At 64.6% G+C, this 12,708-nt stretch carries 11 protein-coding genes; 6 read left to right on the top strand and 5 right to left on the bottom strand.

The window, feature by feature from the left end; translation table 11 throughout:
- The first annotated feature begins 31 nt into the window (after nucleotides 1-31).
- Nucleotides 32-856, top strand: coding sequence for a hypothetical protein (locus tag ACP154_RS08610; protein WP_421859881.1), 825 nt, complete (start codon nucleotides 32-34; stop codon nucleotides 854-856).
- A gap of 10 nt (nucleotides 857-866) precedes the next feature.
- Here ACP154_RS08610 and ACP154_RS08605 read toward each other — a convergent pair whose 3' ends face one another.
- Genes ACP154_RS08605 through ACP154_RS08585 form a run of 5 tightly spaced genes read right to left on the bottom strand, consistent with a single transcriptional unit; the run spans nucleotide 867 to nucleotide 5,147 of the window.
- A complete protein-coding gene (locus ACP154_RS08605; RefSeq protein WP_421859883.1) occupies nucleotides 867-2,378 on the bottom strand; it encodes a hypothetical protein in 1,512 nt (503 codons plus the stop codon).
- Nucleotides 2,375-3,601, bottom strand: coding sequence for a CCA tRNA nucleotidyltransferase (locus ACP154_RS08600; protein ID WP_421859885.1), 1,227 nt, complete (start codon nucleotides 3,599-3,601; stop codon nucleotides 2,375-2,377). The genes ACP154_RS08605 and ACP154_RS08600 overlap by 4 nt, the downstream gene beginning before the upstream one ends.
- Nucleotides 3,602-3,616: 15 nt before the next feature.
- Complete coding sequence (locus ACP154_RS08595) at nucleotides 3,617-3,898, bottom strand: hypothetical protein (RefSeq protein ID WP_421859887.1); 282 nt, start codon at nucleotides 3,896-3,898, stop codon at nucleotides 3,617-3,619.
- On the bottom strand, nucleotides 3,895-4,566 hold the full coding sequence (locus tag ACP154_RS08590) for an NUDIX hydrolase (RefSeq protein ID WP_421859889.1): 672 nt from the start codon (nucleotides 4,564-4,566) through the stop codon (nucleotides 3,895-3,897). The genes ACP154_RS08595 and ACP154_RS08590 overlap by 4 nt, the downstream gene beginning before the upstream one ends.
- On the bottom strand, nucleotides 4,563-5,147 hold the full coding sequence (locus ACP154_RS08585) for a DUF1285 domain-containing protein (protein ID WP_421859890.1): 585 nt from the start codon (nucleotides 5,145-5,147) through the stop codon (nucleotides 4,563-4,565). Before ACP154_RS08585 ends, ACP154_RS08590 begins: the two co-directional genes overlap by 4 nt.
- A gap of 66 nt (nucleotides 5,148-5,213) precedes the next feature.
- On the opposite strand from ACP154_RS08585, the gene ACP154_RS08580 reads away from it, so the two are divergent.
- From ACP154_RS08580 to ACP154_RS08560, 5 genes are all read left to right on the top strand, one after another.
- The gene (locus ACP154_RS08580; protein ID WP_421859891.1) at nucleotides 5,214-6,212 is read left to right on the top strand and encodes an AAA family ATPase; all 999 of its coding nucleotides are present in this window, start codon (nucleotides 5,214-5,216) and stop codon (nucleotides 6,210-6,212) included.
- Between the two features lie 6 nt (nucleotides 6,213-6,218).
- Complete coding sequence (locus ACP154_RS08575) at nucleotides 6,219-7,109, top strand: DUF58 domain-containing protein (protein WP_421859893.1); 891 nt, start codon at nucleotides 6,219-6,221, stop codon at nucleotides 7,107-7,109.
- Nucleotides 7,106-9,820, top strand: coding sequence for a DUF4159 domain-containing protein (locus ACP154_RS08570; RefSeq protein ID WP_421859895.1), 2,715 nt, complete (start codon nucleotides 7,106-7,108; stop codon nucleotides 9,818-9,820). Before ACP154_RS08575 ends, ACP154_RS08570 begins: the two co-directional genes overlap by 4 nt.
- On the top strand, nucleotides 9,820-11,865 hold the full coding sequence (locus ACP154_RS08565) for a hypothetical protein (RefSeq protein WP_421859897.1): 2,046 nt from the start codon (nucleotides 9,820-9,822) through the stop codon (nucleotides 11,863-11,865). Before ACP154_RS08570 ends, ACP154_RS08565 begins: the two co-directional genes overlap by 1 nt.
- Before the next feature lie 109 nt (nucleotides 11,866-11,974).
- Nucleotides 11,975-12,673 (top strand): pirin family protein, encoded by a 699-nt coding sequence (locus ACP154_RS08560; protein ID WP_421859898.1) that lies wholly within the window; start codon nucleotides 11,975-11,977, stop codon nucleotides 12,671-12,673.
- Nucleotides 12,674-12,708: the final 35 nt, after the last annotated feature.

Raw genomic sequence — 12,708 nt, 5'->3', positions numbered from 1 at the left:
CTTGAACGGCACCCCGCCTTTGGAGCGTGACATGGTCAATACGGTTGGAACCCAAGGTCCGTATCTGGGCACGAATGGCGCCCATGCGGCGACGCAAGCCGAAAGCGCCAAAACGCGATCTGGCTCCACCGGGCAGGATCAGACGTCTTCAAAAACCAATGACACCGTCAGCCTGTCTGCAGCGGCGCGTGCGGTTCTCAACGGCGCCGCATCGCGCGTAGACGCCCTTCTGGGAGACCACGGAGACGCGATCTTCCGCAACGCCCTGTCCGGCGCCCGCGCCTACAAGGACAATTTCGCCGCCACGCTGGAACAGCCGGGCCTTGATCCAGACATCGCGCGCGACACCCGCAAGAAAATGCTTGAACGCGAACGCGAGGCCTTCACCGCGCCCGAACATACCGGCGACGTCCTGACCCGTGCGCGCGCCTATATCGAGTTCTACGATTCTCTCTCCGAAGACGAACAAAACTCCGACCGTTATCGCGGCACCCGAGAGACCATGCAGGCGATCGTGGAGCAAGAATCGGCCAATGCCGGGGTCGAGGCGCCTGACCTCTCCCTGTCTCAAAGCCCGTTTGATGCGCTCTTGAACGCCCTCTCTGACGGCGAAGGCGGCGTTGCCCAGCGTGACAGCCAGGAGGTGATCGATCAGTTCCGCGCCCGCATGGAAGCCCAGATCGGATCGGAAGCGCGCCAGCGTGAAAGCCAGGATCTGGAGAGCCGCTACGCTACATTACAGGCGCTGATCGAACAGGCCCGTCGCGGCGATGACAAGGCCTATGCGCGGCTGGAAGCCCTGGCGGATAATCGTCTTGAGATCGCCCCGATAGCTGAAAGCGGCACGGACGAATAAGCCCTCAGGGTCAGACAAAGCCCGGCGACCAGCCCGCAGTCAGCAATCCGAAAATAAAGCCCAGCGCAATCAGCGAGGCGGCGACACCGCCCAAAATCAGCCAGTTCGTCATCTGAAGCCAGATTGGATTTGGGGCTTGGCGCGTCTCCAGCGGAGCGCCCAGATTCTTACGGATCGGCTGGTCAGCCCGCATTTCCGCCGCATCTTTTGGCGACCCTGCCGCCCCTGTCGCGAACTGGCACAGCCGAGCCAGCACATCGACCGCCAGCCGTGCGCTGGCTTCATCGTCCATGTGCAGCATCAGGCTGCCTTCGCCGTGGTTCAGCAGCTTACCGTCCCGCTTCGGCACATCGCGCACTGCGGTGATCTTGGAATAACTGCGGATCTCGTCCGCTTCCGCTTCCTCGATATCGTAGGGGCTGTCTTTATCTTCGGGCAGACCGAACAGGACCAGCCGCAACAACATCTCCGCCAGCCCCGCCCGGTCGAGCGCGTTCAGGCGCTGGTCTTTCAGACCGCCGCCATGGGCCAGCCATTTGCCGATCATCTCGATCCGGATCGCCGCCGCCACGCCCTCCGACACACCCTTGAGCGCGGTTTTGTCCAGAGGCGGCCCCGCCAGCCGTCCCAGCCCCTTGGCCGGTCGCTTGTCCTTGGGCGGTTTGGCCTTGACGAACGGTCCGTCCAGCTTGCCCCGGAAATGCACCAGACACTGGTCCAACGCATGCCGCGCCGCGCGCACCGCCGCGCCATGGCGCACTTTGGGGGACAAGAGGTCAGATTCCAAAAGGCGATCCGCTTCCCACAGGCTGCGCGCCGCTTCTGATAGCGACGCAGAGACTTTCAAAGGATCGAGCGTATGCGCCGTGACCTCTTCGCCATTGCGAATCTTGTTGTCCTGCGCGGTCAGCGCCTGATCAGCCTGGCTTTTGAGCGAGAAGAGGATCTGATCAAACTGGCTGTCGCGTTCGCGCGGCCAGTCATCGCGCCGCCAACGGCCCAGCTGGAAATACCAGCGCGACTCCCCGCGCTGAAGTCGCTGGTTCAGATCGCGACTGAACTCGAGCTGCTCCTCGCCGGGCAAGAGATCAAAGAACGCCTCCACATAATCAAAGATCATGAGGTTGGCGGCGATGCTCCATTTCTTGCCATTCAGCGGCTCGCGCGCGCTGACCCCGCCCTCAGCCTGAAAGAGGTTCTCAAAACCCGGTGCGTCCAGAACCGCAGACCAGTGCGCCCGGTTCGCCTGCAAATAGGCGTCCGCCATGATCTGGCGCGCCCGCCTGGGAAGATCCTTGATCTTGCGCTTTTCATTGGCGTTGTTGATGGATTTGTCGAGCTGGATGCGTAACGCCAGTTCGGCGTCCACCAGCGCGTTCTCAACCTCGTCTTCCGTGTAGTTGAGCGCCTTGGCCTTTTCTTCCAGCGCGCGGCGATCGTGCAGGTGCAAATCCGCGGCGAACAACTCGCCGCAGCCGACCCGGGCGCGATAGCGCAGGGAGAAGAGCTCGGACAGGCTCATCCCCGACCCTCGCTCGCCATCGCCAGAAGCGCCGCATGATCCAGTGTGAATCCTGATTCAATCCAGGCCTCTTCAAGCTGGCTCAGAACAGCGCCGAGTTGCGGCCCGGTTTGCAGCCCCGCCTCGATCAGGTCGCGGCCATTGACCGGCAAATCGGGAGCGCGCCAGGCCGCCGCCGTGTGTAAATCCGCCTCCGCATCGCCCTCGCCCTGCGCTTCAGCCAGGCGCAAGCGATCTGACACGGTCTGGGCGCCCAGCACGTAAAGCGCGCGTGAGAGAGCGTGACCATCATGCCCTGGACGCACCTCTCCTGCGCGCGCCGGCGCCGGGCCGCACATGGCGACAAGACGGTCTGTCTCTGCGTTTGACGCTTTCATCTGGTCACACAGGCTACGCACGGCGTCACCCTTTCCCCCGCACAGCGCCGCCGCTCTCAGGAGCGTGTCGGGCGCGCGCCCTTTCCCTCTGTCGGCGTTAATTATGCTTAAGAGAAGGTTTAAGTCGAGCGGTTCCGGCCAAACCGGTTTGAAAACGTGGCCCAGATGCATCGCTTTGACCACAGCACCTGGATCAGGCGCAGCCAGCAGTTTCTTGAGTTCTTTCCACACCCGTTCCCGCGCTAGCTCTGCCAGATTTGGAGCGGCGCGGATGCACGCGGCATGGCCGGCTTCATCCAGAGCGGAGCCATACCAGGCGTTAAACCGGTAAAAGCGCAGAAGCCGCAGAACGTCTTCCACCAGTCTTTGGTCTGGATCGCCAATGAAGACCACGCGCCGCGCTAGGGCGTCCGCAACGCCATTCCAGGGATCAAACAGGCTGCCGTCGCGTCGCGCATAAATCGCGTTCAGACGAAAATCGCGCCGGGCGGCGTCCAGCCTCCAGTCCTTAGTGAAGGCCACCACCGCACGCCTGCCATCGGTGGTCACATCCTTGCGTAGGGAGGTGATTTCAAAAGGCGCGCCATCGACCACAGCCGTTATCGTGCCGTGCTCAATCCCGGTGGGTATCGCGCGTATGCTTGCAGCCTCAAGCGCCGCCAGCGTTTCGTCCGGCGTCGCTTGAGTGGCGATGTCCACATCCTCCACAGGCTCGCCCTGAATGGCGTTTCGCACGCAGCCGCCCACGAAACGCGCCGTGTCGGCGTCAGCGGGACTGATCGCGTCCATGACCGCGTTCGTCGCCGGATCCCTCAGAAAGGCGTGCTGATCGGGATCGAGCTTCATCCCCTCACACCTTCGCTAGATCGCGTCGTCAGCCGGGGGCGGATCACGCTCTTCAAACTGACCGGGGCGGATTTCTCCCTCTTCCAGGCGTGGCGGCTGATAGGCGCCGTCCCGGGAACTGGCGTCGGTTTCCAACACGACCAGAACCACCAACATGATCAGGGCGGCGGCCATGCCGGACAAGACGCCCAGGGTCACAGAGAAGGGCTGTTTAAGCACGCCGGCCGCCGACAACAGTCTCGCGACAATGTAGGGCAACACAAACGCCACCAGCATCAACAGGAATATGCGGGTCATCGAGTGGTCTCCTTTGAACGCCTGATGGGCTCTCCCGGTCGCCCTTGTGCAAAGCGCACGGACAAGGCGCGCAGCATGCCCGCCGTCGCGCCCCAGATATAACGTCCTTTATGCGGCATCGCGTAAAAGCGCCGCAACATGCCGGCGAATTCGCGTTCTTCAAGTCTGTGATTGTCTTTGTCCATCAGGAAATCGAACGGGGTTTCAAACACCTCCGCGACTTCTCCGGGATCGGGCGACAGATCGAAACCCGGCTCGATCACGCCTGCAAAAGGCGTCACGGCATAGCCGGTGCCCGTTTCATAGCTCTCCCATCGCCCCAGCATCGTGATCATGCTCGGAGGCAAACCCACTTCTTCCTCGGTCTCGCGCAGGGCGCATTCGCACAAACTCTCACGCCCCGCCATCTGGCGGCCTCCCGGAAAGCTGACCTGACCGGGATGGGCCTGCAAATGGTCTGCCCGTCGCGTAAACATCACAGTCAGTCCCGCCTCGCGTTTGACCAGCAAGGCCAGAACGGCGGCCGGTTTGAGTTTGCGACCGGCAGGCAGCGTAAGATCCTCGTTCAGATCTCCGTCGCCACGGGTCGGCCGCGCCTCCTGCGGGGCGTCAACCGGGTCCAGAACTGTGCTGAGACGTTTGAGAATGCGGCCCGTCTCAACGCTCATTCGGCAGGCCCCAGAGGGAAGAACACGCCGCGACTCCACACGCCCATGCAAGGCTTGCCGGTCTCGTCCTCGCCGGCTTCAGCGAACTCCACGAGATCATAAAAGGCCGCGCGCGTGATCAGCGCTTCCAGCCGCCCGCGCACATGCACAAAAGGTTCCGGCTCGCCATCTGCTGAGATTTCAACGCGAAGTGGATGTTCAGGGCCGGCAATCACCGCGTCATCCATATTGGTCAGAAAAGCCAGTTTCTGATCCGGGCCAGAGCCTGACCGGTCCACGCGCACGGCAGTGAAGGGCGCGGCCTCGACCTTGATTTTGATTTTCTCGACCGGAGTGACGAGATAGGTCTCGCCATCCTCATCCTTCCGCAGAATCCGCGCGAACAGTCTGACGAGTTTTTCCCGCCCGATTCGCGCGCCTTCATGCCACCAGCTGCCGTCGCGGCGAATGACGAGATCCATCTCCCCGCAATACTCCGGCTCCCACCGATCCACCGGGGGATAGCCGTCTGCGGTGTCGATCGCTTCCGCCGCCGAGAGCAGCGACTGCATTGCATCTTGTTCAGACTTCGGTGCGCCCATGGACACCTCCTCTGGCTGCGGCCATGTTTGAGGTTAGAAAACAGCCTCGTTCAAGGATGTAAGCCGATGCCCACCTCGAAGGAAGACGTACAGGCGCTTTCAGCACGCGCAGACGCTGCAACCGCCCGCCTGGCCGAGGTTCGCCACTCCATCGCCCGTTCCATTATCGGGCTCGATGACGTGGTCGAACAATCACTCGCCGTAATTCTGTCAGGCGGTCACGGCCTGCTGGTCGGCCCGCCAGGCGTGGCGAAAACTCGCCTGGTGCATGCGCTGGCGGTGGTCACAGGGCTTGAGGACAAGCGGGTGCAGTTCACACCCGACCTGATGCCGGCGGATATTCTGGGCTCTGAAGTGCTCGACCAGGACACCGACGGCAAACGCCATTTCCGCTTCATTCCCGGCCCGGTCTTCTGCCGCTTGCTGATGGCGGACGAGATCAACCGCGCCAGCCCGCGCACTCAGGCCGCGCTTTTGCAAGCGATGCAGGAAGGCTTCGTCACGGTAGCGGGCGCGCGGCATGATCTGCCTCAGCCCTTCCACGTGCTGGCGACCCAGAACCCGATCGAGCAAGAGGGCACCTACCCGCTGCCCGAAGCGCAGCTTGACCGCTTCTTGATGCAGATCGACGTGCCCTATCCTGACAAGGATCAGGAGCGCGCCATCTTGCTGGCCACCACCGGATCTGAAGACGCGGTCGCCGAGCCGGTTCTGAACGCTCAGGAAATCCTCGACCTGCAACAGCTGGTGCGCGCCATGCCGGTAGGCGAAGCCGTTCTGGACGCCATTCTGGCGCTGCTCGAACAAGCCCGCCCGGACCGCTCCAATGACCCAGATGTTCGCGAGGGCGTGAGCTGGGGGCCGGGCCCCCGCGCCGGTCAGGCGCTGATGCTGGCCGTGCGCGCCCGCGCCTTGCTGCAAGGTCGCCTCGCGCCATCTACCGAGGACGTGCTCGCACTCGCCGAGCCCGTGCTCAAGCATCGTATGGCGCTCAGCTTCGCCGCCCGGGCCGAGGGCCTGCAGCTGGACGCCCTGATCAACCGCCTTGCGAAAGCCGCCGCGTAACCCTTGATGAGCCAGGCTCCCGCCCCTTCCCGACTGACCCGCCTGCGCCATGATGCGGAGCACGCGGCGGCGCGCTTTCCGGCGCTGCTGGCCGAGGCCGAGCGTATCGCCGCCAGCGTCGCCCATGGCGTGCACGGCCGGCGACGCGCGGGTCAGGGCGAGACTTTCTGGCAATACCGCCATCACCGGCCTGAAGACGGCGCGCGCTCTGTGGACTGGCGCCGCTCGGCCCAGGGCGATCATCTGTATATTCGCGAAGTGGAATGGGAGGCGGCGAACGCCATCTATTTCTGGCGCGACGGGTCCGCTGGCATGCAGCTTCATTCGCCAGGACTCCCTTCGAAAGCCGAGCGCGCCTCGGTGAACCTCATGGCCATCGCGAGCCTTCTGAGCCGAGGCGGTGAACGTCTGTCCGTGCTGGGGGAAACCGGCCGCGCCCGCGCAGGCCGCACCGGGTTTGAAACCGTCAGCCGCGCATTGGCCTTGGGCGAGGGAAACGCGGATAGCGTTGAGGCTGCGGACTTGCCGCGCCATGCCCGGCTTGTGATCGCCAGCGATTTCCTGGACCCGATCGAGACCTGGCAGGCCCGGCTGAGTCGTTTCGCCGCCCAAGGCGCCAGCGGCGCCGTGTTGCGCCTGATCGACCCTGCCGAAGATGATTTCCCGTTCAAGGGCCGCACCCGATTTGAAGCAGCGACCTCTGGTGTGGACAGTGTGTTGTTCGGCCGGGCCGAAGACGCCCGATCCGCCTATCGCGAGGCCTGGAGCCGTCATGGCGCGCAGCTCAACGATCTGGCGCGTCAGTATGGCTGGCGGCTGATCACCCATCGCACTGATCGTCCTGCGGCGAGCGCCGTGCTCGCCCTTTACCAAGCCCTGTCAGAGCCCCGTTCATGATCAGCCTGGGTCCGCTCGCCTTCGCCGCGCCCTGGGCGCTGGCCGCCTTCGCAGTCTTGCCGCTGCTGTGGCTCTTGCTGCGCGCCACGCCGCCCGCTCCGGCGCGAATCGTCTTCGCGCCGCTGCGCCTGTTGCAAAACCTCGCACGGACGCCGGAAACCCCGCAATCCACGCCCTGGTGGCTTCTGGTGCTGCGGCTGCTGATGGCGGCGTTGGTGATCCTGGCGCTGGCGCGACCGATCCTGAGCCCACAGACGGACATCAGTACAGATCGCCCGCTTCTGCTGCTGGTGGATGACGGTTGGCGGTCCGCGCCTGACTGGCCGCAAATGCAGGCTCAGGCCCGCAGCCAGCTGATCGCGGCGCGCAGCGAAGGCCGGGATGTTCTGCTGGTCTTCACCGCCGCGTCCGCGAACCAGAGCGATCTGTCCTTCGGCCCCGCCAGCAACGCCCTCGCCCGCCTGAACGCGCATGAGCTGCGCGCCTGGCCGCCCGCTCGCGATGTCACAGCAGAACGCCTTGAAACAGGTCTGAGCGTACAAGGCGCGCCTGAACGCTTTGACACTGTGTGGATCACCGACGGCGTCTCAAACGACGACCAAGATCGCGCGTTGGCGCGCATACTCAGCGCCTCAGGTTCGGTGACGATCGTCTTGCCCGAGCCTGAGCGCACCGCCATAGGCCTGACGCGCGTCGGGGTGGAGCCGGACGGCTTCACGGTCCGGCTGGTGCGCGCAGACAGCGACACTGCGCGCCTGGTCACCCTGACCGCCACGGGCGCCGATGGGCAGGCGCTGGCGCGACTTGAGGGCGTGTTTGAAGCCGGTGAACAGCGCCTGGATCTGTCCGCCAGCCTGCCGCTCGACCTGCGCAATCAGATCTCCCGCCTGGCGCTGGACCGCTTCGGGTCCGCGGGCGCAACCCATATCACCGGAGACCGCTGGCGCAGGCCGCGCGTGGGTTTGCTGACGCCGGAGACCGGCGGCGACCGGCAACCGCTTTTGTCTGATTATCATTACGCCCGCGAAGCGCTGGCGGGATCCTCAGAACTTGTGAGCGGCGATCTCGACACAGTGTTGGGCACAGAGCCTTCGGCGCTGGTCATGGTCGACAACGCCCGTCTTGAGGATGATCGTCTGACCGCCTTTGTCGAAGAGGGCGGCCTGCTGATCCGGTTCTCCGGTCCCAACCTCGCCACCCGCGCCGATGATCTGTTGCCCGTGCGACTGCGTGAAGGCGGGCGTTTGTTTGGCGGCGCAATGGCGTGGGAAGATCCCCAGCGCCTTGCAGATTTCCCCGATGAGAGCCCGTTCACAGGGCTGGCGGTGTCCAGCGAAGCGCAGGTGACCCGCCAGGTTCTGGCCGAGCCCGGCCCCGATCTCGACGCCAAGGTCTGGGCGCGCCTGTCTGACGGCACGCCACTGGTGACCGCCGACAGGCGCGGGCAAGGCTGGATCGTGCTCTTTCACGTCACCGCCGGTCCTGACTGGTCGTCCCTGCCCCTGTCCGGGCTGTACCCGGCCATGCTGGAACGGGTCTTGTCGCTCAGCGGCGGCGCGGACCCGACCCCGCCCCAGGGCGGCGCCTGGGGGCTTGAGCGTCAACTGACCGCTGAGGGGCTGTTGACGGACCCCACCGGCCAATCACAGATGATCGCTGCGGATCAGTTTACCCAGGCGCGCGCCAGCGCCGAGACCCCCCCCGGCGTCTGGAGCCTGGGCGCAGCGAGCGCCGCGCTGAACGTGATGCAGCCCGGCGATGATCTGGACTTGATGGCGCGCGATCTGCCCGGCGCGACCTATCGGACGGGCGATGGCGCAATCGAGACGCGACTGGCGGGGCCGCTCTTGAGCCTGGCGCTCATCATCTTGTGTCTTGATGGCCTGATCACCCTGGTCCTGTCCGGGCGCATGCCCTTCGCCACCCGCAATCTCGGTGCGATCGCTTTGCTCGCGCTGGCCTTTGGGGGCCTGCCGCAAGACGCCCACGCGCAAGGCGTCACTGGGATCGACCAGCAAGCGCTCGAAGTCCGCCTCGCCTATGTGCGCACAGGGGATGCGCGCATTGACGAACTGAGCCGGGCAGGTCTCGCAGGACTCTCGCGTGAAAGCACGCGGCGCAGCGCAGTCGAACCCAGCACGCCCGCTGGCGTTGATATCGAGACCGACGACATCCTGTTCTATCCGATGATCTACTGGCCGGTGACCGAAGACGCTGAGGCGTTGTCGCCTGAGGCTGCGGCCCGCGTCACCGCCTATATGAATGCGGGCGGGCTGATCGTCTTTGACACCCGCGACGGGCGCGCCAGCGGACGCGGGCTCGCCCCGCATCCCGGGCTGGTGCGGCTATTGGATTCCGTCGAAGTGCCGCCACTGCAGCAAATGCCTGATGATCATGTGCTGGGCCGGGCGTTCTATCTTCTGACAGACTTCCCCGGACGCTATCCCGACACCCGGATCTGGGTGGAAGCCAATCCTGAAAGTTCGGGCCGCGACGGCGCCTCCTCGGTGGTGATCGGCTCGGCGGACTGGGCCTCCGCCTGGGCGATTGACGAACAGGGACGCCCGCTCGCCCCGGTGGAAGGCGGCCCGCGACAGCGCGAGCTGGCCATCCGGTTCGGGGTCAATCTCGCCATGTACGCCCTGACCGGCAACTACAAGGCCGATCAGGTGCATGTCCCCGCCATTCTCGAACGTTTGGGGCAGGATTGATGGATGCTGTAACGCTCTCCCTCTCTCCGCTCGTCCCGCCGGCTCTGGCCTATGGGCTGGGTGCGCTGGCGCTGGTTGTGGCGGGCTTTGCGCTGGTGCGCGGTCTGAAAGGCTGGCTGTGGCGGGCGCTGGCGGCGCTGGTGCTGACGGGCGCGTTGCTCAACCCCGCTTTGGTGCAGGAAACCCGCGAACCGCTAAGCGATGTGGCGGTGCTGATCACAGACGATAGCGCCTCCATGCAGATCGGAAGCCGCAGCGACGCCTCAAATCAGATCGCTCAAGCTGTGCGCTCCCTGGCGGAGCGTGATCCGCTTCTGGACCTGATCGAAGTCACAGGCGGCGCCTCCGAAGACGGCACCCGCCTCAGCCGCGCCCTCCAGCAGGGCCTGTCGCAAGCCCCGCGCAACCGGCTGGCCGGGGTGATCATCGCCTCTGACGGTCAGGTGCACGATACGACGCCAACCGCAGAGGAACTGGGGCTGGATGCGCCCGTGCATCATTTCCTCACCGGCGACCCGGACGCGCGCGATCGGCGGCTGATCGTCTCTTCGGCGCCGCGCTATGGCCTGGTGGGCGATCCGGTCAGCTTCACGCTGCGCGTCGAGGATGAAGGCGCCGCGACCGGCACGGCCATGGTCAATCTTTATGTCGATGGCGGCGACCCGATCAGCGCGCGCGTGCAGATCGGTCAGGATGTGACCGTGCAGGCCGAGATCGCCAATCGCGGACCCAATGTGGTCGAAATCGAGGTCGAGCCCGGTCCCGGCGAGCTGTCTTTGATCAATAACCGTGCAGCCGTGAACGTCACCGGCGTACGCGACCGCTTGCGCGTGCTCCTGGTGACAGGTGAGCCGCATAACGGCGCGCGCGCCTGGCGCAATCTTCTGAAATCTGATCCCAGCGTCGATCTGGTGCACTTCACCATTTTGCGCCCGCTGGACAAGGATGACAGCGTGCCGCCCAATGAGCTGGCGCTGATCGCCTTTCCCGTATTCGAGCTGTTCCAGCTGAGCTTGCAGGAATTTGATCTGGTCATTTTCGACCGCTATCGCCGCCGCGGTATTTTGCGCCCGCTCTATTTCGACAATATCGCCAATTATGTAGAGAATGGCGGCGCGCTGCTGGTGACCACCGGCCCGCCCTTCGCCGGCCCTGAGAGCGTCGCGCGGTCGCCGTTAGCCAGCGTTCTGCCTGCCGTACCGACGGGACAAATCAGCGAAGAGCGCTTCACGCCGCAAATCAGCGATATCGGCGAAAGACACCCCGTCACCCGGCCCATGCTGAGCGGACAAGGCGAGTGGGGCCCCTGGTTCCGCAGCATCGGCGCCCGCGCCCTCTCCGGCGAGACACTCTTGCAGGCGCCCAATGGCGATCCTTTGCTGACCCTGTCGCGCGAAGGTCAGGGCCGTGCGGCGATCCTGCTGTCTGATCAGGCCTGGCTGTGGGCGCGCGGTTATGAAGGCGGCGGCCCCCATGACGAGCTGTTCCGGCGAGTGGCGCACTGGCTGATGGGCGAACCTGAGCTTGATGAGGAACGCCTGAGCGCGCGGGTTGTGAATGGTGAGCTGGAGGTGACGCGCAACACCCTCGCCGATGATGTGCCCGATCTTGAGATCGAATGGCCGTCGGGAGCCCGCGACACCCTTGCAATGACATCAAACGGCTTTGGCGATTATGTGGAACGTCTCCCCGCGCGCGAGCAGGGCCTTGTCCGGCTGCGGTCAGGCGATCTGACCACGGTCACCGCCTCCGGCCCGCTCAATCCGCTGGAATATCGCGATCTGCGCCCTGATCCTGAAGGCTTCGCTACGCTGGTGGACTCAAGCGGCGGCGGCGTGTTCGCCTTGGGCGACGCTGTCGACCTGCCCGACCTGCGCCGGACCAATGAGCGCGCCCGTCAGGCGGGGATCAACTGGGCGGGTCTCAAGCGCAACGCCGCCTATCGGGTCATTGACGCGCAATCCACACCCCTCGCCCCCGGCCTTCTGATCGCGCTTCTGGTGCTGGGCCTGTTTGCTTTGGCTTGGCGACGCGAGGGCGAGTAGGGCTCATCCTTTCCAGAACGGCAAAACTCACCGTCCAAGCCTCCCATTAATCTGAGCGCCTTCAGCCGCTATCTGTGTGTCCAACACGAGCGAGCTAAGGAGGTTCGTCATGATCGACATTCGACATTTTGAAGATCTGGGCGCGTTCCGGATCGACTGGCTGAACGCGAAACATCATTTCAGCTTCGGCTCCTATCACAATCCAAAGCGCATGGGCTGGGGCGCGCTGCGCGTCTGGAACGATGATGAAATCCAGCCCGGCACGGGCTTTCCCCCGCACCCCCACGCAGAGATGGAGATCATCACCTATGTGCGTGACGGCGCGATCACGCACCAGGACAGCCTGGGCAATAAGGGCCGCACGGTGGCGGGCGATGTGCAGGTGATGAGCGCGGGCAAGGGCATCCGCCACGCCGAGTACAATCAGGAAAGCGAGCTGACCCGGATTTTCCAGATCTGGATCCTGCCCGATGAACGCGGTGGCGAGCCCTATTGGGACAGCCGCAGCTTTCCCAAAGGTGACCGGGCGGGGGAATTGGTGGTGCTGGCCTCAGGCCGCCAGGGTGATGACGACGCCCTGCCCATCCGCGCCGATGCGCGGGTTCTGGGCGGAACGCTCAAGGCTGGTCAATCAGCGAGCTATGCGCTGGAGCCGGGCCGTCACGCCTATCTGGCGCTCGCCAAGGGCGCCGTGACGGTCAATGACGAAACCCTGGGTCCACGCGACGGCGCGGCGATCGTGGATGAGCCGAGCCTTGAGATCACAGCGCTTGAGGACGCCGAAATCGTGATGGTGGACAGCCGCTAGCGCAGGATGTTCACCCGGCCTTAAGCGCCAATGCC

Source organism: Oceanicaulis sp., from assembly GCF_965249665.1.
Lineage (GTDB): Bacteria > Pseudomonadota > Alphaproteobacteria > Caulobacterales > Maricaulaceae > Oceanicaulis.
This window is presented reverse-complemented; position numbering and strand designations above follow the sequence as displayed.